Origin of the sequence: Actinomycetospora lemnae, from assembly GCF_028737315.1 — a bacterium.
Classification (GTDB): domain Bacteria; phylum Actinomycetota; class Actinomycetes; order Mycobacteriales; family Pseudonocardiaceae; genus Actinomycetospora; species Actinomycetospora lemnae.
Window position 1 is genome coordinate 64,130 of record NZ_JAQZAO010000018.1, and the last position, 19,935, is coordinate 84,064.

General features: G+C 76.1%; 26 protein-coding genes and 4 tRNA genes. 14 read left to right on the forward strand and 16 right to left on the reverse strand.

Features of this window, described 5'->3' with window-relative positions; all coding sequences use genetic code 11:
* Positions 1-32 precede the first annotated feature (32 nt).
* On the forward strand, positions 33-206 hold the full coding sequence (locus tag PGB27_RS27235; protein ID WP_274203586.1) for a hypothetical protein: 174 nt from the start codon (positions 33-35) through the stop codon (positions 204-206).
* Between the two features lie 9 nt (positions 207-215).
* On the opposite strand, the gene PGB27_RS27240 is transcribed toward PGB27_RS27235, so the two are convergent.
* The 4 genes from PGB27_RS27240 to PGB27_RS27255 form a co-directional block, all read right to left on the reverse strand.
* A complete protein-coding gene (locus PGB27_RS27240; protein WP_274203587.1) occupies positions 216-1,040 on the reverse strand; it encodes an IclR family transcriptional regulator in 825 nt (274 codons plus the stop codon).
* Between the two features lie 65 nt (positions 1,041-1,105).
* Entirely contained in the window at positions 1,106-1,264 is a 159-nt protein-coding gene (locus PGB27_RS27245; protein ID WP_274203588.1) for a hypothetical protein, read from the reverse strand.
* Positions 1,265-1,328: 64 nt separating this feature from the next.
* Positions 1,329-1,703 carry a YybH family protein gene (locus tag PGB27_RS27250; RefSeq protein WP_274203589.1) on the reverse strand — a complete coding sequence of 125 codons (375 nt, stop codon included), beginning with the start codon at positions 1,701-1,703 and terminating at the stop codon, positions 1,329-1,331.
* Between the two features lie 104 nt (positions 1,704-1,807).
* Complete coding sequence (locus tag PGB27_RS27255; RefSeq protein ID WP_274203590.1) at positions 1,808-2,461, reverse strand: TetR family transcriptional regulator; 654 nt, start codon at positions 2,459-2,461, stop codon at positions 1,808-1,810.
* Positions 2,462-2,512: 51 nt separating this feature from the next.
* Between PGB27_RS27255 and PGB27_RS27260 the strand changes: the two genes are divergently transcribed.
* Entirely contained in the window at positions 2,513-2,962 is a 450-nt protein-coding gene (locus tag PGB27_RS27260; RefSeq protein WP_274203591.1) for a nuclear transport factor 2 family protein, read from the forward strand.
* Between the two features lie 91 nt (positions 2,963-3,053).
* Here PGB27_RS27260 and PGB27_RS27265 read toward each other — a convergent pair.
* The 4 genes from PGB27_RS27265 to PGB27_RS27280 form a co-directional block, all read right to left on the reverse strand.
* Positions 3,054-3,128 (reverse strand) — tRNA-Val (locus PGB27_RS27265).
* Position 3,129: 1 nt separating this feature from the next.
* Positions 3,130-3,201, reverse strand: a tRNA-Cys gene (locus PGB27_RS27270).
* Positions 3,202-3,255: 54 nt separating this feature from the next.
* Positions 3,256-3,328 (reverse strand) — tRNA-Gly (locus PGB27_RS27275).
* A 110-nt stretch (positions 3,329-3,438) separates the two neighbouring features.
* Entirely contained in the window at positions 3,439-3,864 is a 426-nt protein-coding gene (locus tag PGB27_RS27280) for an SsgA family sporulation/cell division regulator (protein WP_274203592.1), read from the reverse strand.
* 300 nt (positions 3,865-4,164) lie between these two features.
* Between PGB27_RS27280 and PGB27_RS27285 the strand changes: the two genes are divergently transcribed.
* From PGB27_RS27285 to PGB27_RS27325, 9 genes are all read left to right on the forward strand, one after another.
* Positions 4,165-4,731 (forward strand): sigma-70 family RNA polymerase sigma factor, encoded by a 567-nt coding sequence (locus PGB27_RS27285; protein WP_274203593.1) that lies wholly within the window; start codon positions 4,165-4,167, stop codon positions 4,729-4,731.
* Positions 4,728-5,648, forward strand: a complete 921-nt coding sequence (locus tag PGB27_RS27290; protein ID WP_274203594.1) for an anti-sigma factor domain-containing protein — start codon at positions 4,728-4,730, stop codon at positions 5,646-5,648. Before PGB27_RS27285 ends, PGB27_RS27290 begins: the two co-directional genes overlap by 4 nt.
* Complete coding sequence (locus PGB27_RS27295) at positions 5,645-6,142, forward strand: TIGR02611 family protein (protein ID WP_274203595.1); 498 nt, start codon at positions 5,645-5,647, stop codon at positions 6,140-6,142. Before PGB27_RS27290 ends, PGB27_RS27295 begins: the two co-directional genes overlap by 4 nt.
* A gap of 23 nt (positions 6,143-6,165) precedes the next feature.
* Positions 6,166-6,240 (forward strand) — tRNA-Val (locus PGB27_RS27300).
* Positions 6,241-6,404: 164 nt separating this feature from the next.
* Entirely contained in the window at positions 6,405-6,782 is a 378-nt protein-coding gene (locus PGB27_RS27305) for an ArsR/SmtB family transcription factor (protein WP_274203596.1), read from the forward strand.
* On the forward strand, positions 6,779-7,267 hold the full coding sequence (locus PGB27_RS27310; protein WP_274203597.1) for an SRPBCC family protein: 489 nt from the start codon (positions 6,779-6,781) through the stop codon (positions 7,265-7,267). Before PGB27_RS27305 ends, PGB27_RS27310 begins: the two co-directional genes overlap by 4 nt.
* Positions 7,268-7,425: 158 nt before the next feature.
* Complete coding sequence (locus PGB27_RS27315) at positions 7,426-7,656, forward strand: hypothetical protein (RefSeq protein WP_274203598.1); 231 nt, start codon at positions 7,426-7,428, stop codon at positions 7,654-7,656.
* 340 nt (positions 7,657-7,996) lie between these two features.
* Positions 7,997-8,734: an ANTAR domain-containing protein gene (locus PGB27_RS27320; protein ID WP_274203599.1), complete on the forward strand. Its 738-nt coding sequence runs from the start codon at positions 7,997-7,999 to the stop codon at positions 8,732-8,734.
* A 51-nt stretch (positions 8,735-8,785) separates the two neighbouring features.
* Positions 8,786-9,244, forward strand: coding sequence for a hypothetical protein (locus tag PGB27_RS27325; RefSeq protein WP_274203600.1), 459 nt, complete (start codon positions 8,786-8,788; stop codon positions 9,242-9,244).
* A gap of 9 nt (positions 9,245-9,253) precedes the next feature.
* Here PGB27_RS27325 and PGB27_RS27330 read toward each other — a convergent pair whose 3' ends face one another.
* On the reverse strand, positions 9,254-10,594 hold the full coding sequence (locus PGB27_RS27330) for a PP2C family protein-serine/threonine phosphatase (RefSeq protein ID WP_274203601.1): 1,341 nt from the start codon (positions 10,592-10,594) through the stop codon (positions 9,254-9,256).
* 357 nt (positions 10,595-10,951) lie between these two features.
* Here PGB27_RS27330 and PGB27_RS27335 point away from each other — a divergent pair, with 357 nt between their 5' ends.
* Together PGB27_RS27335 and PGB27_RS27340 are read left to right on the forward strand one after the other, a co-directional pair.
* Positions 10,952-11,752 (forward strand): ANTAR domain-containing protein, encoded by an 801-nt coding sequence (locus tag PGB27_RS27335; RefSeq protein ID WP_274203602.1) that lies wholly within the window; start codon positions 10,952-10,954, stop codon positions 11,750-11,752.
* Positions 11,753-11,845: 93 nt separating this feature from the next.
* A complete protein-coding gene (locus tag PGB27_RS27340; RefSeq protein WP_274203603.1) occupies positions 11,846-12,103 on the forward strand; it encodes a hypothetical protein in 258 nt (85 codons plus the stop codon).
* Between the two features lie 19 nt (positions 12,104-12,122).
* Here PGB27_RS27340 and PGB27_RS27345 read toward each other — a convergent pair whose 3' ends face one another.
* Both PGB27_RS27345 and PGB27_RS27350 read right to left on the reverse strand, forming a co-directional pair.
* On the reverse strand, positions 12,123-12,608 hold the full coding sequence (locus PGB27_RS27345; protein WP_274203604.1) for a MarR family winged helix-turn-helix transcriptional regulator: 486 nt from the start codon (positions 12,606-12,608) through the stop codon (positions 12,123-12,125).
* 141 nt (positions 12,609-12,749) lie between these two features.
* Complete coding sequence (locus PGB27_RS27350) at positions 12,750-14,156, reverse strand: serine/threonine-protein kinase (protein ID WP_274203605.1); 1,407 nt, start codon at positions 14,154-14,156, stop codon at positions 12,750-12,752.
* 146 nt (positions 14,157-14,302) lie between these two features.
* Here PGB27_RS27350 and PGB27_RS27355 point away from each other — a divergent pair, with 146 nt between their 5' ends.
* Positions 14,303-14,974 carry a maleylpyruvate isomerase family mycothiol-dependent enzyme gene (locus PGB27_RS27355; protein WP_274203606.1) on the forward strand — a complete coding sequence of 224 codons (672 nt, stop codon included), beginning with the start codon at positions 14,303-14,305 and terminating at the stop codon, positions 14,972-14,974.
* 3 nt (positions 14,975-14,977) lie between these two features.
* Here PGB27_RS27355 and PGB27_RS27360 read toward each other — a convergent pair whose 3' ends face one another.
* From PGB27_RS27360 to PGB27_RS27380, 5 genes are all read right to left on the reverse strand, one after another.
* On the reverse strand, positions 14,978-15,829 hold the full coding sequence (locus PGB27_RS27360) for an FHA domain-containing protein (protein ID WP_274203607.1): 852 nt from the start codon (positions 15,827-15,829) through the stop codon (positions 14,978-14,980).
* Between the two features lie 31 nt (positions 15,830-15,860).
* Positions 15,861-16,955 (reverse strand): hypothetical protein, encoded by a 1,095-nt coding sequence (locus tag PGB27_RS27365; protein WP_274203608.1) that lies wholly within the window; start codon positions 16,953-16,955, stop codon positions 15,861-15,863.
* Positions 16,952-17,494: a CvpA family protein gene (locus PGB27_RS27370; RefSeq protein ID WP_274203609.1), complete on the reverse strand. Its 543-nt coding sequence runs from the start codon at positions 17,492-17,494 to the stop codon at positions 16,952-16,954. Before PGB27_RS27370 ends, PGB27_RS27365 begins: the two co-directional genes overlap by 4 nt.
* Positions 17,495-17,588: 94 nt before the next feature.
* Positions 17,589-19,112: a lanthionine synthetase LanC family protein gene (locus PGB27_RS27375; protein ID WP_274203610.1), complete on the reverse strand. Its 1,524-nt coding sequence runs from the start codon at positions 19,110-19,112 to the stop codon at positions 17,589-17,591.
* Complete coding sequence (locus PGB27_RS27380) at positions 19,112-19,933, reverse strand: polysaccharide deacetylase family protein (RefSeq protein WP_274203611.1); 822 nt, start codon at positions 19,931-19,933, stop codon at positions 19,112-19,114. Before PGB27_RS27380 ends, PGB27_RS27375 begins: the two co-directional genes overlap by 1 nt.
* Positions 19,934-19,935: the final 2 nt, after the last annotated feature.

Below are 19,935 nucleotides of genomic sequence, written 5' to 3' on the forward strand. Positions count from 1 at the left end.
TCCGTCTCCCATGGTCGTGCCAGCATGTCTCCGTGGCCCACGAGAACGAGTGGTACTACTGCCTCAAGCACCACCGGGTGGAGCCGTGGGACGGCTGCCGCGCGGCGGACCGCCTCGGCCCGTACCCCGACAAGGAGACCGCCGAGCACGCGCTGGAGATCGCACGGCAGCGCACCGAGGCGGCGGACGAGTACGACGAGAGCTGACGGTCGGAGCTAGCGGTACCAGCGCCGGTGCGCCGTGCGCGCGACGTCGGTGACGTCGGCGACGAGCCGGTCGTGCTCGGCGCGCAGGCGCGGCGCCGGCACCGAGACGGCGATCGCGGCGCTGACCCGCCCGCCGGGGTCGGCGATCGGGGCGCACACGCACCCGAACCCCGTCGCGTACTCCTCGCGGTCGAGCGCGTAGCCGTCCCGGCGCACCCGGGCGAGCTCGGCGTCGTAGGCCGTGGGCGAGGTGATCGTCCACGGCGTGTAGGGCGTCCAGCGGTGCGGGTCGAGGCGCGCGCGCCGGCCGGGGGCGAAGGCCACGAGCACCTTGCTGACCGCCAGTGCGTGGGCCATCGACGGCGGGATGCGCGCGGGGAGCTCGGGGATCAGCCCCAGACCCTGGTGGCCGCGGATGTCGACGACGTCGAGGTGGTCGTCGTCGGCCCACTCGACGAGGTAGGTCCACGCGCGGGTGCGCCGGTAGAGCTCGCCGACCGCCTCCGAGAGCACCGCGGGCAGCTCGCGGGCCAGCGAGGTGGGCGTGGGCGAGCCCGACGGCGCGCCCCACCGCGGCCCGGGGCGCAGCCGGTACCCGCCCGCGGCGGTGCGCTCGGCGTGCCCCGCCCGCAGCAGGCCCTGGACGACGGGCAGCACGCCCGTGCTCGTCCGGCCGAGGTGGCCGCCGAGGGCGGCGAGGTCCACCCCTTCGGGGTGGGCGGCGAGCATCCGCAGGACACGCAGCGTGCCCGGCGCGACGACACCCGACGGCGAGGTGCGCGGCGCGGACCGGCGTACATCGCCCGACCGGGGGAGCGGGACGTCGATCGTCACGTCGAGTGATCCTAGGTGAGCCGGACCACGGACGGAACGGACCACCTCTGAGGATGGTCTGAGGATCAGACGGCCTCGAGCCGGGCCCCGCAGCCCGGGCAGGTGGTCGGCGGGTCCTCGTCGGCGAGCCGGCCGCACTCGTCGCAGACCCGGTGCATCCAGCACGCCGGGTCCCCGCCGGCGTCGTCGGGGAGCTCGGCGGGGGACCGCTCGGAGGACGTCATCGCCCCATCGTCTCCCGAGGTCGCCTCGTCGGGCGAGCCGACGGCACCGTCCCCCGCCGGCGGGTCAGCGCTGGGCGAAGGGGTCGTCGAAGGCGAGGAGCCAGGTGCCGTCGGTCTGCTTGCGCAGCAGGACGACCGCCTGGCCGTCCATCCGGGCCGGTCCGTCGTCGCCGGTGCCCGTGATGGTCCAGTCCGAGTAGAGGATGGCCTCGGCGTCGCGCTCGTGGACGGCGTGGGTCCGGAGGTCGATCTGGGGGTCCCGCAGCGGGAAGCCCGTCATCCACTCGCGGATCGCCTCCGGGCCGACGAGCGCGGTGCCGCCCGGCTCGGGCACGAGGAGGGCGTCCTTCTCGTACAGGTCCAGGAGCCCGTCCAGGTCGCCCTTGTTGAAGAGATCCATCCAGACCTCGTCGGCCTGGTGCGGGCTGGTGATCGTCATGTGAGACCCCCTGACTCGTCCTGAAGGATGTGGTCGGTGTCACCCAGCGTGGCACCGCCGCGAGATCAGGAGCACGGCTCGTCACCGGGACGGCGCAGTGGCGGTCACCCCTCGAGGTCGAGGCCCTCCACGAGCGTCGCGACCCAGAGGCGGCCGAGCCAGGCGGCGTAGTCGTCGTCCGACCAGCCCCGACGCTCGACGAGGGTCCGCCACAGAGCACCGTCGGTCGTGGCGAAGAGGACGTCGCGGCACGTCGTCTCGGGCACCGCGAGCCGACCGGTGGTCGCCGCGGCCCGGGCGTGGGCCCCCATCGCGTCGAGGCGCGCCCCGTCGATCTCGGTCAGGAGCTCGCGGGCGGCCGGATCGGCTCCGGCCGCGTGCTCGACCGCGAGGCGCAGCCCGGCCGTGCGTCGCATGATCGCCGTGTTGACGCGGGCGAACCGGGCGAGGCGGGCGCGGAGATCGGGCTCGTCGAACACCGCGCGCACCTCGGGTCGCTCCAGCAGGTGGACGTCGCGGTCGTCGCCGCCGACGGCGAGGTCCCAGGCGCGCCGCAGCAGCGTGAGCTTGGTGCGGAAGGCGGAGTAGACGGTCTCGGGAGCGACCCCGGCCGCGGCCGCGACCTCGGCGACGGTGGTGGCGCCGTACCCCTGCGCGACGAACAGCTCGTGCGCGGCCTCGAGGATCCGGAGCCGGGTCTCCCGGGCCTGCGCCGCGCGGCGGGTGGAGTCGTACCGCCTCTTGACGCCCTCGGACATCGGCTACACCCTCACTGTATTGAACTGAGTCTGACTGTATCGGAGGGCGGGATGTCCGAGGTCGAGGAGTTCCTGGGCGAGATGCTGCCGCGCCAGCTCGCGGCGGACCGCGCGCTGTGCCGCGGTGACGCGAGCGGGCGGGCGGGGACGTGGTCGCGCCGCGACCCCGTCACCCTCTTCGGGGCCGCGGCCCGGGTGCGCCGGGGCCGGGACGCGGTCGACGCCGTGGCCCGGTGGCTCGCCTCCCGCTTCACCGACGTCCGGGCGTTCGACCTCGAGCTGGTGGCGGCGGGGGCGAGCGGCGACCTCGCGTACACGGTCGGGTTCGAGCACAAGACCGTCGTCGTCGACGGGGCGCCGGCGACCTACACGCTGCGGGTCACGCACGTCTACCGACGCGAGGACGGCGAGTGGCGGATCGTGCACCGCCACGGTGATCACCCGCCGACGAACGACCGGGCGCCCGACGCCCCGGCCGCCGCCGTCCCGACGGCGGGGTGAGGAACGAGGCGCCGGCGCGATCGCGCGCGGGCCCGGAAACACCGAAAGGCCCCGGTCGGCGCCCTCTACAGGGCTGTGACCAGGGCCTTTGTGGTGGGCGATACTGGGATTGAACCAGTGACCCCTACCGTGTCAAGGTAGTGCTCTCCCACTGAGCTAATCGCCCGAGGCGCAGGCGGGAATCGAACCCGCGTACAGGGCTTTGCAGGCCCTTGCCTAAGCCACTCGGCCACTGCGCCAGGCTTCCGGAGGTCGTCCGGCCCACCCGGAGCAGTACAGCCGAGAGCCTCCCGAGCGGACGACGGGACTCGAACCCGCGACCCTCACCTTGGCAAGGTGATGCGCTACCAACTGCGCTACGTCCGCGTGTGGCCGGCGGGTTTCGGAGGTCTTTCCGGTTCCGATCCCGCCGTTGCCGACGAAGAGAACACTACTGCATCGTGCGTCCCCCGCTCATCGCGGGGGGGGGGTGCTCGTCAGCTCGGGTCGCTCGACAGCAGCAGTCCGAGCGCGTGCTCCAGGTCCAGCCAGTCGTCCTCGCACCCGGGCGCGACGATCTCGTGGGTGCGGGTCAGGAACTCCGACACCTCACGGCTCGCGGCGCGGAAGGTGGCGTGACCCGAGGGCGAGCTGAGCTCGATCTCGATCGACTCGGCGTCGCCGTCGGCCGGCCGGATGCGGACGTCGCCGGCACCGGAGGCTCCCAGCAGCCCCTCGGTGAGCAGGTCGCGCGAGAAGACCCATTCCACCCAGCCGGCGCGACCCGTCCGGAACGCCGCCTGCACGGCGTACGGGTCGCGGGTGTCGTACCGCATCTCGACCTGGACGGGCACGGGCGGGTTCGGCGGGCCGACGAGGTCGAAGACCGCCGTGGAGCGGATCGTCGTGTGGTCGTTGAGCATGAGGCTGCCTTTCGCACGCTGCTGTCGTCGGGGGAAACGACTGGCGGACGACCCTGTGACGCCGGTTCACCCGGCTCACTCACGCATCACACCGGACGAGCACTCGGTCAGGCGCTTACCCGGTTCGGTTCCGTGACGAACCACCCTCCCCGGGCGGGCGTCCGCCCCCGCCCCGGGAGCACTAGCCTGACAGCCGTCTGACCCGGACAAACCAGCGGAGGAAAGGTCCGACCAGTGACGGACGCGTCGCGAGGAGTCCCCGAGGCGACTCCGGAGCGTGACGATGCCCGCGACGGTGCTGTGACCGATGCCACATTGCTCGAACGGATCGCCCGGCGCGAGACGGAGGCCCTCGCGCAGCTCTACGACCGCTTCGGACGCCCCGCGTACTCCCTCGCCCGTCGTGTCTGCGTGGACGAGGGGTTGGCGGAGGACGTGGTGCAGGAGGTCTTCCTCGTGGTGTGGCGGGAGCCGGCGCGCTTCGACCCCGCCCGCGGGGCGGTGTCGAGCTGGCTGCTCACCCTCGTGCACCACCGGGCCGTCGACGCCGTGCGTCGCGAGGCCACCCGCCGCCGGCGGACCGCCGCCGAGGCGGACGGGCAGTGGGGCGTGCCCGCCGGACCGGGCGCGGACCAGGCGGCGCTCGGCGCGGTGGTCGCGGGGCAGGTGCGCGAGGCGCTCGGCGAGCTCCCGGCCGAGCAGCGCGAGGCGCTCGCCCTGGCGTACTTCGGTGGTTACACGCAACGCGAGGTGGCGAGCCTCGTCGGCGTCCCGCTCGGGACGGTGAAGTCCCGGATGTTCAGCGGCACGCAGAAGCTCCGGGTCCTCCTGGGCCCGCACGTCGAGGTGGAGGGGGAGGAGCGATGAACGACGACACCGCCCCCGGCACCCACCACACCGCCGACCACGACGCCCTCGCCGTCGCCCACGCCCTCCACGCCCTCGACCACGACGAGGAGACGGCGTTCGCCGCCCACCTCGCGGGCTGCCCGACCTGCCGGCGCACCGTCGACGAGACCACGGCGGTCCTCGGCGACCTCGCCGGCGCGGTCGAGCCCGTCGACCCCCCGCAGGGTCTGCGGCAGCGCCTGCTCAACGCGGCCGAGGCGGAGGAGGCCGAGCGCGCCCCCGGGACGGTGCCGCCGTCCCGGACGAGGCCGTCGGACCGGGCGTCCTCGGAGTCGTCCCCGTCGTCGTCCGGGTCGTCGTCCGGGTCGTCGTCGGCTCCGAGGCACGCCAAGGACGACACGGACGACGGGACCGTCGTACCGCTCGCACCCCGTCGCCGCGCCACCCGCTGGCTCGCGGTCGCGGCCGCGGTGCTCGTCGTCGTGGCGATCGGCGGGCTGACCGCCGCCAACCAGTCCCTGCGTGCCGAGCGCGACCGCGCCCAGGCCGCGGCGGCCGCGCAGGCGCAGCGCGAAGCGGCGATCGCCGACGTGCTGGCGGACGCCGGGACGCCCGGGGTGCCGCACGCCGTCCTCGCCACGCCCGAGGGCCGGCTCGTCGGCGTGGTCGTCGACGACGGCACCGGGCCGCGGGTGCTGGCCACGGGGCTCGGGCCCAACGGCAACGACGAGGTCTACGTCCTGTGGGGGCTCGCCGGCGGAACCCCGCGCCCGCTCGGCACGTTCGACGTCGGGGGACAGGGTCCGGACGTCCGTTCCGTACCCTCGACGCCCGAGGCGGTGCCGTACGCCGGCTTCGCGGTCTCGCTCGAGCCCGGACGGACCGCGCCCGCCTCGCCGACCAGAGTCGTCGCGAGTGGGCAGGTGGGACGTTGAGCGAACCGGCCGAGCAGTCGACGGCGACGGCGCAGCCGACGCCGCCGACGCCCCCGGAGCAGCCGACGCCGCCCCCGCCGCCGCGCCGCCGCACCCTGCGGGCACGGATGCGGCACGTCCGGGCGCGCGTGCGCCGCAACCCGCGCGCCAACACGGCCTGGCGCCTGGCCATCGGGATCATCGGCACGGTCGTGCTCGCGCTCGGCGTCGTCGCCATCCCGTACCCGGGGCCCGGCTGGCTGATCGTCTTCGCGGGTCTCGGCATCCTCGCGACCGAGTTCACGTGGGCCGGCCGGCTGCTCCGGTTCGCCCGGCGCCACTACGACCGCTGGATGGCGTGGGTCGGCCGTCAGAACGTCGTGGTCAAGGCGCTGCTGGCTCTGCTCACCTGCGCCATCGTGCTCGCGACCCTCTGGCTGCTCGGGGCCTTCTCCCTCGTCGCCGAGCTCGTGGGCCTCGGACACTGGACCTGGCTGCAGAGCCCGATCGTCTGATGGTCTAGGCTCGTGTCCGCTGCGGGCGATTAGCTCAGGGGGAGAGCGCTTCGTTCACACCGAAGAGGTCACTGGTTCGATCCCAGTATCGCCCACCAGCAAAGGCCCTGGTCACAGCCCCACACGGCGCTGAGACCAGGGCCTTCGTCGTGTCCGGGCGGGGATCGCAGCAGCGCCCAGGCCGCAGGAGCAGTCGCCGCGTCGTGTCCCGCCCGCGACGGAGGCTTCCGCCGGCGACTCGGTAGCTCTACGCTTACCGTTCATGTCAGCTTACGGAGATGCCGGTCTCGGGTTGCTGGGCGACCCGATGCGCCGCGCGATCTTCGAGATGCTGGCGCGCCGGCCCAGCGCGGTCGGCGATCTGGCCGAGCAGCTCCCGATCAGCCGCCCGGCCGTGTCCCAGCACCTCAAGGCGCTGAAGGACGGCGGCCTGGTCGTCGCCCACGCCGAGGGCACCCGGCGCATCTACCGCCTCGACCCGCAGGGCGTGGCCGCGCTGCGCACCTGGCTCGACGGCGTGTGGGAGCACGCCCTGGCGGACTTCCACAAGTTCGCCGAGCAGAGCGTCGCCGACGAGGCCGCCGGCACCGACCACCCCGCCTCGCACTCCACCCACGACTCCACCAGGGAGCTGCCATGACCACGCCGATCCCGTCGATCGAGGGCAAGACCACCGTCAACGTCGCCCGTGAGCGCGCCTTCGAGCTGTTCACCGGGCACTTCGGCGCCTGGTGGCCCCGGCAGTACCACATCGGCTCGGTCGAGGTCGCCGACGTGATCCTGGAGCCCCACGAGGGCGGGCGCTGGTTCGAGCGCGGGGTCGACGGCAGCGAGTGCGACTGGGGCCGGGTCCTCACCTGGGAGGCCCCGGAGCGGATCGTGTTCACCTGGCAGATCGGCGGGGACTGGCAGTTCGACCCCGACCCCGCGCACGCCAGCGAGATCGAGGTCCGATTCCACGCCGACGGGCCCGAGCAGACCACCATCGAGGTCGAGCAGCGCCACTTCGAGCGCCTCGTCGGCGGCGAGGGTGTCCACGGCGCCATCGAGCACGGCGGCGGCGGTTGGGTCGCCCTGCTCGCGGCCTACTCCGGCCTCGTCGCCGGCGAGGCCGGGCCGGCGTAGTCGGTCGCCGGTCCCGCGTCGATCCGTCCCGCTTCCCTCGCGGGGCGGACGGTGGTTTCGTGCTCACCCCGATCGGGTAGCTCCGGCCACCCCGGTCCACCCGCCGTGCCGGCAGGGGTCGAAACGACCCGTCGGCGGCCGACGTCCGGGAGGCGCCGATGCCCTGGAGCACCGATCCACCCCGGCGGGCGGCCATGCTCGCCCGCGCCCGCCGCTCGGTCGCGGCGGCCCGAGCCGCGCGGGAGCGCTCCGCGGAGGTCCTGCGGTACCCGCACGCGACGCACACCGAGCCCGCCTCGCCCGAGACCGAGCCGTCGCCCGAGACCGAGCCGTGGGTCGAGACCGAGCCGTGGGTCGAGGCCGTCCTGCGCGATCGGCTCACCCGCTAGTCGTCGGCCGGAGGCCCGGGCTCGTCCCGGCGAGGTCACGTCCCGGCGGTCCACGGGTCGCCGCGCTCGCGGACGGTTCGGCGACCGCACGATCGGGCACCACCCCGACGCCACGCCCGGCGTGGCCCCCGGCAGTCCACCCCGCGGGCTGCCCTCAGGACGCGGGGCGCAGCTCCTCCACCGAGGGAGTGCGCCCGACAGTCCCGTAGATCATGTACCTCCCCGGGCACCGAGGCACGGTGCGGGCCAGGGCATGCCGCTCCGGTGCTGCCCTGCCGGCACGCCACATCGACGTGCTGCTCCCCGCACCGCCCTCGACCGGTGAAGGTGGACGTCCCCCGTGGAAGTCGTCGAGTCGCTGCTGCCGATCCTCCGTCGGGCCGCCGGCGACCTCATGCGCCAGCGCAGCATCCGTGACCTCGAGAAGACCCTGGCCGGCATCGTGCACGCCGCGGTGGACACCGTGCCGGGGGCCGACGCCGGTGGTCTCTCGATCACCGAGGACGGCCGCGTGACCGCCCGCACGCCGACCTCCGGCTCGGTGACCAAGCTCGACCAGCTGCAGAGCGACCTGCACGAGGGTCCCTGCATCACCGCCCTCGAGGACCCGTCCGAGGACGGGCTCGTCCTCGCCGACGACCTCGCCGGCGCCGACGCCGCGCGCTGGCCGGACTTCGCGCCGCACGCCGTCGAGGCCGGGTACCGCTCCGTGCTCTCGACCCGGCTCTGCACCGACGGCCGCGGGATGCGGGCCGCCCTGAACCTCTACGGGGGCCGGCCGCACGTCTTCGACGCCAACGCCCGCCTCACCGCCGGGCTGTTCGGGGCGCAGGCCGCGATCCTGCTCTACGGCAGCCAGCACGCGACCAACCTGATGCGGGCGGTCGACAGCCGCGACGTGATCGGGCAGGCCAAGGGCATCCTCATGGAACGCTTCGACGTGGACGAGGACGATGCCTTCCAGATGCTGGTGCGCTCCTCCCAGGACACCAACATGAAGCTCGTCGACGTCGCCCAGTGGCTGCGGCGCGAGACCGCCGAGCGCCGACGGATGGCGCGCGACGCCGACGCGGGCTGACTCGCCGGCGGGTGTGGACGGGCGCGACCACCGCACGGCAGGCTGCGCGCCATGGACGAGCACGACGCCGGGGCCGTGGTCGGCAGCGTCGGGACCGTCGACAGCGTGGCCGTCGCCGGCAGCGCGGACACCACGGACAGCGTCGCGGTCGCGGGCAGCGTCGGCACCCGGGCCGGCGTCGCCGTCGCCCGGAGCGCGGCGACCGCCGGGAGCGTCGCGGTGGCCGGCAGCGTGGCCACCGCCGGGAGCGTCGCGGTGGCGGGCAGCGTGGCGACGGCGGGGAGCGCGGCGGTCGCCGGCAGCGCGGCGACGGCGGGCAGCGTGGGCGTCGTGGCCAGCGCGATCACCGCCTTCGGCGTCGCCCTGCGCCGTTGCGTCGCGACCCTGGCGTGCGTGGACTGCGTGCGCTGCGTCGGGTGCATCGCCTGCGTCGACTGCGTGGACTGCGTCGGCTGCATCGGGTGCGTCGGCCTGCGCGGTGCCGTCGGCCAGCGGGGCGTCCGGGCCTGAGCCCGGCTCTCACCCCAGACGCAGCGCCATCACCACGACGTCGTCGCTGCTGCTGCGGGGCAGCTCCGCCATCACGGTGTCGACGACCGTGTCCGGGTCGGCCGCCCGGAGGGCGGCGAGGCGGGACCGGAGGGTCTCGGTGCGCTCGTCGGCGTCGGTCCCGCGGCCCTCGACGAGCCCGTCGCTGTGCAGGACCAGCAGGCTGCCGGCGGGGAGATCGAGCTCCTGGTCCCGGCGGACCCCGCCGAGCCCGCGGGGGAGGCCGAACATCCGGTCGTGCCCCTCGAGGAGCTCGGCCCGGCCGCCCGGGGTGACGACGAGCGGCGGCGGGTGCCCGGCGTTCACCCAGCTCGTCGACCAGCGTCCGTCCGGTCGCCGACGGAGCCGGGCGACGACCGTCGTGCCCGCCGCGTCCAGCCCGATCCCGGCGTTGGCCCGCTCGAAGGCCTCGACGATCGACGACGGCGGGCCGGCGGCCCGGTCCCACGCGGCCTGGCGCAGCATCGAGCGGACCTGCCCCATCGTGATCGCCGCGTCGAGCTCGTGGCCGACGATGTCCCCGACCGACACGACGACGACCGATCCGCCGTCCTCGTCGGAGCCCGCGACCGGCAGGACGTCGAACCAGTCGCCCCCGACGTACTGCTCGGCGTCGGCGGGCGCGTAGCGGGCGGCGACCTCGAGGCCCGGGACCTCGGGCAGCGTCGTCAGCAGGGCCTGCTGCATCTCGCGGGCGACGGTGACGCTGCGCTCGACCGAGTCGCGCAGCGACGCCTCGAGCACGTCGCGGCGGGCCCGCTCCTCGTCGGCGTCGCGGCGGGCGAGGCGCAGCCGCAGCTCGGTCGCGCAGCCCGCGGCGAGGTCGGCGAGCGCGTCCAGCTCGGTGGGCCGCCACCGGCGGGGCGTGACGTCGATGGCGCACAGGGAGCCGAGGACGTGCCCGGCGGCGTCGGTCAGGGGCATCCCGGCGTAGGCGACGACGCCGAGGTCGCGGACGGCGAGGTTGTCGCGCACCAGGGGGTGGTCACGGGCGTCCCCGATGACGAGCGGGCTGCCGGTGAGGACGACGTGCTGGCAGAACGAGTGCGACAGCGGCGTGCGCCGTGTGCCGCCGTACGGCTCGCCGAGCCCGGCCGCGCCGGGGAACACCTGCTCGTCGGCCCGCACGAGCGAGACGAGCGCGACGGGCACGTCCAGCCAGCGCCGTACGCGCTCCGCGTACCACTCCATGCCGGGGTCGGCGCGGGGCCCGAGCCCGGCCTCGGCCAGGGCCGCGAGGCGCCCCGGATCGGCGAGGTCACCGCAGGTGACGACGTCGTCCACCGCGCACACCGGCTGTCCTCCGTCCACGATCGGCGCTTCGTGCCGCCGACCGGCACCATCCCGCGTCCTCCATCGTCCCCGTCACCGACGACGTTGCACGAGAGCCGGTCGGTGCGACCACGAGCACATCCGGCGAGCGGTCGCGCCGCCGCCGTGTCCCGCGGTGACGCCCGTCCGTGCGCCCACTAACATCGCTGCTCCGCGGTCGAACAGCCGGCCGCTTCGTGGATCGGGGCACCGGCCGTCGGGCCGTGCGTGCCGGGTCCGACCACCGTGGGGCACACGCCCCCGCCCGTCACCGGGTGGGGGCGAACGGTCGCGCGCCGGGGACCCGTGGCGCGGCGGCGCCCGTGGTGCCCGGAGTCCTCGGGGCGAGAAGTGAAGGTGGGGGGATACCGCGTGCACCCGGGCCAGGCGGAGCAGCTCGTCGTCGAACTGCGCAGGGCGGCACAGACCCTGCTCGGACGCCGGAGCATCCGCGATCTGCAACAGACGCTGTCCGAGATCGTGGCGGCCGCCGTGGAGACGGTGCCCGGGGCGAGCGCGGGCGGGATCTCGGTGAGCGAGGACGGCATCGTCGACTCGCGCAACCCGACCAGTCGCGGGATCTCCGAGCTCGACCGGCTCCAGGGCGAGCTGCACGAGGGCCCGTGCATCACCGCACTGGAGAGCCCGGCCGAGGACGGGGTGGTCATGGCCGACGACCTCGGGGGCGCCGACGCGGAGCGCTGGCCGCGCTTCGCGCCGGCGGCCGTCGCCGCGGGCTACCGGTCGATGCTGTCCACCCAGCTCGCCACGACCGGCCCGATGCGCGCCGCGCTCAACCTCTACGCGGCCGAGCCCCACGTGTTCGACCCCGAGGCCCGCCTGACCGCGGGACTGTTCGCCGTCCAGGCGGCGATGCTCCTGCACGGCAGCGAGCAGGCCGTCCACCTCGGGCGGGCCGTCGACAGCCGGGACGTCATCGGGCAGGCCAAGGGCATCCTCATGGAGCGCTTCGGCGTCGACGAGACCGAGGCGTTCCAGATGCTGGTCGAGTCGTCGCAGAGCACGAACCTCAAGCTCGTCGACGTGGCGCGCTGGCTCGTCGGGGAGGCGGGGCGGCGCCGCGCCCGCCGGACGTCCGGCGACGGCGGCCGCGCCGGGGTCCCCTCGGGAGGGCTGCTCCCGCCCGACGCGCAGTAGGGACGAGAACGGTCGTGTCCGGTCGCTGCTCGACCCCGAGCCGGCGGTGGCCTGACCGGGATGGGGCCGGGCGCCCCGGATACGGTGCGCTGCATGCCGCCCTCCCTGCCGGGCTTCTCGTGGCCACCGCGCGACACCGACCGCAACCGCTTCCTGTGCCGCGTGCAGGTCGTGGTCTACGCGCTCGTCGCCGCGTACTTCCTGGTGTTCGCGCTGGTCTCGGGCGCGTTCGTGCCCTGGGCGATCTTCACCGTCGCCTTCGCCGCCACCCTCGTGGTCGGCGTGGCGCTGCTGCTCATGCGCGCGCAGCGCCGGGCGACGGCGGACCCGTCCGTGCCGCTCGAGCGCTGAGCAGGACCGGGCCGCCGCGTCAGGCCGTCGGTCCGGTCGCGACGTTCTCCCACCGCCGCGACAGGGCGTCGAGGTGCCCGAGGAGGTCGGAGAGGCTGGCGTGCTCGGCCATCAGCTCGTCCTCGAGCGCGCTGACCCGGTTCCGCAGGCGTCCCAGCGCCGCGCGCCCCTCGTCGGTGAGCCCGAGCAGCTTGCGCCGCCCGTCGGCCGGGGCCTGGGTGCGCTCGATGAGCCCGCGGTCCTCGAGGCGCCGGCAGACGTCGGCCATGGTCGAGCGGTCGAGCGCGACCGTGTGGGCCAGCGAGCCCTGGTCGAGCTTCGGGTGCGCCTCGACCGTGACGAGCACGGCGTACTGCGGCCCGGTGAGCACGGGATCGACCCGGCGCGCCCAGGCCGCGGTGTACGCCTGGTGGAGGCGCCGCGCCAGGTAGCCGGGTGCTTGTCGTATGTCGGCGGGGGTGGCGGGGCCACCCTCCGAGATCGTCGCGTCCCCCTCGCGTGACATGTTCCTACTGTGACACAACTCAGTGACACACAACGCACTACGCGGGGTCACTTGTGGACAAACGGTCGGGCGGCGCGGTGACCGGGGCGGGCGGTCGGTTTCGCGGCCGACAGACGGGGATGCGGATCCGTCGATGCGTCCTCAGCGGCCGCGACCGTGGCCGCCCCCGCCGCCCTTCCCCTTCTTCTCGGGCTTGCCCCCGTCCTCCCTGTCGTCCCCGCGACCGTTCCCGCGCCCGTTCCCGCCCCCGTTCCCGCGGTCCTGCGCGGGTGGGTCGTCGCCCTGGTCCTCCACGGTCGCCGACGCCGTCGCCGGCGCGCGGTCTTCGGAGCGGGTCGGTGCGGCCGCGGCGACCTCGTCGACCGGCGTCGAGGTGGCCCGGCCCGGGGCGGCGGGCACGATCGGCGGCGCCGCGAGCGGCAGGGCCGGAGCGACGGCCTGTCCGGAGGCGGGTGCGGCGGGCGTCGCCGGCGGCACCGGGCCGGGTGCCGTCGTCAGGGCCACCACCGCGGCGATGCCGAGGAGCCCGGCGAGCCCGGCGCCCAGCACGACGCGCGACGGCCGCCGCCACGACCCCAGCCCCGCGCGGTGGCGGCCGCTGTCGGCGTGGCGCCCCGACGGCGGGAGAGCGGCCGGGGTGGAGGCGGGCGCCCCGGTGTCCGGCACCGTGTCGGCGGGCGCCGGTCGCTCGGCGGCCGGGGTCGGCGCCGCCCCCTCCGCCCTCTCCGCCCGCTCCGCCGTCTCGGCGAGCCGGCGCGCGGTGACGTGCGCGCTGGGGCGGCGCTGCGGGTCGAGGTCGAGCAGGGCGCGCAGCACCGGCCCGAGCCCCGTGGTCTCCGCGACACCCGCGAGGGGGTCGACCGCCCCGGCCCGCGGTGGTGCGCCCGTGAGCGCGGCGACGAGGGTGGCGCCGAGGGAGTACACGTCGGCCTTGGCTGTGGGCGCTTCACCGAGGGCGAGCTCGGGGGCCATGTAGTGGGGCGTACCGGCCACGCCCGGGCCGTCCGCGCCCGGGTCGGACCCGATGACCGCGATGCCGAAGTCGGTCACGGTGACCGCGTCGTCCGGGCCGATCATGGTGTTCGCCGGCTTGATGTCGCGGTGCACCACCCCCGCGCGGTGCATGGCCGCGAGCCCCTCGGCGATCTGCGCGCCGATGCCCGCGACCCGGTCGGCGGGCAGCGGGCCCTCCCGGTCGAGCACGTCCGCCAGCGACGGCGCGGCGATGTACTCCATGACCAGGCAGACGTCGCCGTCGAGCTCGGTCATGTCGTGGATCCCGGCCAGGCGCGGGTGGTGCAGCCGCGCGGCCACCCGCCCCTCGCGGTGCGCCCGATCGCGGAGCACCCGGGCCCGCGCCGCGTCGAGCGCCTGCCCGCCGTGCAGCCGCTTCACCGCGACCTCGCGGTCGAGCAGCTCGTCGTGGGCGCGCCAGACCGAGCCGGACCCGCCGCGCCCCACGCGGGCGAGCAGCAGGTAGCGGCCGGCCACCAGGCGCCCGGGCTCGATGGTCTCCGCGGCGCTCGGCACGGTCGTGGGGGTCGACATGGCCCTCCCTCACCGGTCCGCTCCGTGCGGCCTCCCCGGACATCGCGCTTCGTGACCGTTCCGTTACCTCGATGCCCGGGAGCCGTCGACGTGCCCGGTGCACCGCGGCTCGGCGGGGGCCGTCGCGTCCTGGGAGGGTCACGGGCGTGGACGAGATCGCGGAGTGGAGCCGGGCCCAGCAGCGCGTCGTCGCCCTGGTCGCCGACCTGGACCCCGAGCGGGCGGCGACGATCGTGCCCGCCTGCCCGGACTGGACGGTGCGCGACCTGCTCTCGCACATGGTCGGCCTCGGTGCCGACGTCCTCGCCGGCGACGAGCCCGACGACCACGACGAGGAGTGGACCGCCCGCCAGGTCGACGCCCGCCGGGGCCGCGACGTGGCGGCGCTCGTGGCGGAGTGGGAGGTCGTCGCCGGCCCGCTGCAGACGTGGATGGCCGAGCACGGGACGCGCCCGCTCGGCGACGTGACGATCCACGAGCAGGACCTGCGCGGCGCGCTGGGGGAGCCCGGCGGGCGCGACACGCCCGCGATCGCGGCGCTGCGCGACCGGTTCGTCGGCCGGTTCGCCGCCCGGCTCGACCCGGGCCTGCCGCCGATCGCGCTGGTGGGGGAGCAGTGGTCGTGGTGCTCGGCGGGGGAGCCCGCGGAGGCGGCGGTGGAGGTGCGGGCCTCCGACTTCGACCTGGCCCGCGCGCTGGTGACGCGCCGGTCGGCCGCGCAGCTGCGGTCGTGGACGACGCGCGGGGACGTCGAGCCCTACCTCGAGGCCTTCGCGCTGCTCGGGCCGCTGCCGGAGCAGGACCTCACGGACGGGTAGCGCTCACCGCACCGCCCGCGGCGCCTGGCTGGGGAAGAGCAGGCGCACGTCGTCGAGCGTGACCAGGCGCAGGTGGATCGCCTGCTCGACGACCGCGATCCGCCAGCCGCGGGTCTTGTCGTTGAGGCGCACCCCGCGCAACCAGCGCTGGGCGTGGCGGAACGCCTCGCTCTGGGTCTTGGGGCTCGGCGCGGGACGGCCCTCGGCGCGGTGCCAGTCGGCGATCTGCTCGGCGTCGCCGTGGACGTCGCGCGGCGCGCTGCTGCTCGGGCCGGCCGTCGCCGCGGCGATGAGGGTCGGGCCGCAGGCGGCGACGAGCACCGACCACCACGTCTCGGCCGTCGGCAGCGAGGTGTCGATGGTGCGCCCGCCGGCGAGGCCCCCGCTGGTCGAGATGCCGGCACCCGCGGCGGGCGCGAACCGCAGCAGCGCGAGCGTGAGCTCCTGCCCGTCGGGCAGCCACAGGCCGAGCGAGGAGCGGTCGTCGCGCACGAGCAGGCCGTTGCCGGCCCGGATGCGGTCCTTGCCGGCGATGCCGGGCACGAACAGGGTCAGCAGCCCGCCGTGGCGCTGCCGGTTGATGATCAGGTAGGCGTCGTCGCGGACCTCGATCTCGGCCGCGAGCCGCGACACCCGGTCGTCCGGGACGACGACGTGGCGCGGCGCGCCGGCCGCGCGGCTCGGGCCGCGACCCGAGGCGTCGCCGCGACCGATGGTGATGCGCTCGCCCCACGGGACCGACTGCGTCGTCTCCGTGCGGACGTCGAGCACCGCGAGCCCGCCGACGGGGAGTCGGGGCGGGCCCGGGGCACGGGGAGTGCCGGACCGGGACGGGCCGGCGGCGGGTCGCGTCACGCCACCTCCCGGTCGGCCGGAGTGGGGGCGCTCAGCGCTCCCCGCCACGGCGGGGATCCGCCGGTCGACGCCAGGATACGCCGGGCCGCCCGCCACCCCGGGCGGTCGCCACGACCCGCTCGACGATCGTCGCGCCGACGCGCGGGGTGACCCGCGCGCCGGGCCGTCCGGCGAGGCGTGCGGTGTCGGGCGTGGTGACGGTCTGCGGCCTGCGGTGCATCACCGTCGCGGCCGGTCCTCGCGCCGCCCCACGTCCCCACCGGCTGGTCGGGCTCCGCTGCGCTCCGTCTTCCCGGGACCCCCCGACGGAGTCCCGGGAAGCCCCGGCCGGCCCCCGCGCCGGAGCCGGCCGAGGTGGTGGCGGCAGGAGGGTCCGCCCGGGCCGGCCGGCTGCCCCCGGCACGGCCGGGCCGGACCCGGGCGGGGCTGGGGGCGCCGCGGCCCCGGCGGGTGGCGCGGGTGCGGCGGGCGACGCGACCGACGAGGGGGATGGCTCGGTCGCGGAGGCCGTCGCGGCCGGGGACGCGGCGGGTCGGGAGAAGGCGGCGGTGACGACGACCCGCCCGACCGGCACGTCCGTGCCGGCGAGCAGGTGCAGGAACGTCCGCTCGGCCATCCGGCGCGCCTCGGTGCTGCGCGCGTGCTCGAGGTAGCCGCCGAGCAGCTCGTCGGCCAGCACCTCGAGGGGCCAGCGGGCGGCGACGTCGGCGAGGTCGTCGGGGTGGAGCTCGACCCACAGGTGAGGCGCGGTGACCCGCTGCCCGCGCGGGGTCCACACCAGCGCGTCCTCGGAGGCCAGCCGGCGGGCGGCGGCGCGGACGATCCCGTCGCCCTGCACCCACGGGCGCCCGAGCAGGCCGCGCAGCGCCCGGCGCACCCGCTCGCCGCCCGAGGGCGGGGACAGGTCGGCGGTGGGCAGGGCGTCGGCGACGGGGGAGTCGTCGTCGAGGGCCCGCGGCGAGCGACCGCCCCACGACACGACCAGCCACGCCACACCCGCGACGGCGACGACGAGCACCACGACGAGCAGCGCCGTGAGGAAGGACCCGGACGCGAGCCAGGTGAGCAGCAGCAGCGCGAGCGCGCCGGCCCCGGCCAGGCGCGGGACGGTGACGGGGCCCCTCATCGTGCGCTCCCGTCGGCGAGCGTCGGCGCCTCGGCCGGCAGCAGGATCAGCGGGTCGGGCAGGTGCTCGGCGGCGGCACCGAGCAGGGCGCTGTCGCGCGCCGCGTCGCCCAGGCCCGCGGGGCCGATCGCGCCGACCACGCCGGCGGCCAGGACCAGCACCATGAGCGCCAGCGCGCCGTGGGCGGCGACGCCGAGGACGCGGTCGGGGAGGCCGGGTCGCCGGACCGGGGCGGGGCTCGACCCGTGTCCGCGGAGACCGTGACCGCTGCGCCGGGCCACGACCTCCCCGAGGCGACGCCCCAGCCCCCACCCGACGAGCGCGCCGACCAGCGCGGCCCCGAGGAACACGGCGCCGCGGGAGATCCCGTCGTCGGGCGCGAGGAGCATCGGCACCAGCCAGCGGGCCAGCGCCCCGGCCACCAGCACGCCCACGACGGCGCCCGCCGCGCGCAGCACCAGACCCGTCCCGCCCCGTCGCCAGCCGCGCAGCGCGGCGATCGCGACGACCAGGAGCACCACCACGTCGACGACGGTCACGGCACCTCCTCGGCCATCCCGCGCCGGCCACACGCCGGCGGGTGACACCGAGTCAACGCCTGCCCTCGGGCGGCGGGCGGCGGACGATCGGGAACTAATTCCCCGAGTCGCCCCGGACCCCCGGCCCCTCGAGCGGCACCAGGACCTCCTGCATCCCCGGGCTGTCGACGGGGCCGCCGCCCATCCGCGCGAGGAAGCCGATGACACCGGCCGCGCCCCAGTGCCACGAGGGCTCGCCGCCGAGCGTCCAGGTCCCGGCCCGCCGGGTCGCGCCCCAGCGGTGCTCGGGGGTGGCGACGGCGAGCAGCCAGTTGCGGGCGGCGCGGGCGGCGCCGGCGAACTCGTCCTCGCCGGTCACGCGGCCGAGCGAGTCGAGGAACCAGCCCGTGCCCGCCGCGCCGCTGTTGGTGGCCGTGTGCACGAGCGGGCTGCCCTCGTACTCCGCCCACGCCCGCCCGACGGGCTCGACGAGGGCGACGTCGACCAGCCAGCGCCCGGCCGCCCGCGCGCGCTCGAGGTGGCGGTCGTCGCCGAGGATCGCGTGGGCCTGCAGGGAGACCCAGCCGATGCCGGCCGCGCCTTCCTCCATGCCGGTGGCGCGGTTCGGGTTGTCCGGCGTCAGCGCGGCTGACCCGGCTCCGAGCAGTATCGGCCACGTCAGGCCCCGCCCCGCGGGCTGCGCGGTGCGGTCGAGGAAACCGAGCGCGGACTCCGCGTCGCGGCGCCAGCGCTCGTCGCCCGTGGCCTGGTACATCCGCAGGAACACGAAGGCGGCGCCCGCCGTGCCCGAGAGGAAGCCGGTGTTGCGGCGAGGCTCGTCGTCGCGCTCGGGGAGCCCGCCGTCGTCGTCGAGCCGGCTCGAGAGGTAGGCGGCGCCGCCCAGCGCGTGGGCGGTGAGCTCGGGGTCGCGCAGGCGCTCGCCCATCACCGACAGCGCGTAGACGATCCCGGCCTGGCCCTCGCCCATCCCGTGGCGGTAGGAGGGCGCGCCGGAGTCGACCCACGCCCAGCGGCACATCTCCGGGCAGCCGACGCCGTCGACGCCCTCCGCGCGGTCGAGCACCCAGCGCAGCGACGCCCGGGCGCCCTCGCGGTAGCGGTCCTCGTCGGTGGCCTCGCCGAGCCGCCACAGCACCTCGGCGATCCCCGCGGCGCCGTCGTCGAACGAGGTGTAGGCGCGGTCCGAGGGGCCGCCGGGGTCGACGTAGTCGGGCACGCGTCCGTCGCGGGAGGCACCGAGCAGGAAGTCGCCGGCCGCCCGGGCACCGGCGAGGTAGCCGTCGCGGGCGGCGGGGTCGGGGGTGGCCGCGGCGAGCGCGAGCAACCCGTGCGCGACGCCGGCCGCGCCCACGTCGCGGTCGGTCTGGCGGTGCGGCGCCTGGATCGCGCTGGTCCAGGCGCGGGCGCCGGCGAGCTCGTCGGGGACGTCCTCGCCGAGGGGGCCGAGGGGGTCGGGCACGGCGTCGGCGAGGAGGCGGTCGGCGAACTCCGTCGGCAGGCCCGGCGCGGGGGCGGCGGACCCGGACCGCGCCGGCCCGGACGGCTCCCGCTCGGCGGCCGGCGCCGGCGCGCACGCCGCGAGCAGCCCGATCGCCAGCACGAACAGCAGCGCCCGCATCACGGGACCACGGCCGCGAGCGAGCCGCCGTTGACGGCAGAGGGCACCGGCGAGGGCGCGACGACGCCGAACGTGAAGCCGCGGGCGCGCAGCTCGTCGATCGCGCGCGGCAGGTACTCGAGCTGGTCCGGCGAGCAGCGGATCGCGTCGTTCGCGTCGTGGAGCAGGAGCATCGCCTGGTCGGCGGCCTCGGTCACCACGAAGTCGACCATCGCGTCGGCGCCGGGGCACTGGAAGTCGCCCTCCTTGTCCGAGGTCCACTTCCAGTGGACGCCACCGCCCATCCCGAGCCGCGCGAGGGCCGCGTCGCCGCCGGGCGACGGTTGCCCGAACGGGTAGCGGAAGAGCGTCGGGCGCACCCCGGTGAGCTCGGTGAGCAGGTCGTTCGTCCGGGCGATCTCGTCCTCGGCCTCCTCGGGGGACAGGTCGGGGAACCACGCGTGCTGCCAGGCGTGGTTGGCGACGACGTGGCCCTCCGCCTGGACCCGACGCACGAGGTCGGGGTAGCGCTGGGCGTTCTCGCCCTGCAGGAAGAAGGTGGCGCGGACGCGTTTCGCCGCGAGCACGTCGAGGACGTACGGCGTGAGCTGCGCGGAGGGGCCGTCGTCGAACGTGAGGGCGACCCGCGGTCCGGGTCGGGCGTCGGGCGTCGGCGGCAGCCGCTGGTCGAGGGCCGTCGGGGTGTAGCGGGGCCCGAGGGCGGTCTCCCGGTCGGCGGCGCCGGCGAAGGACCCGGCGAACGTGAGCACGACGGTGCCCAGCAGGGCCACCAGGAAGAACAGCAGCGAGCGGACGTTGCGACGCCGGTCGTCGAACGACACGC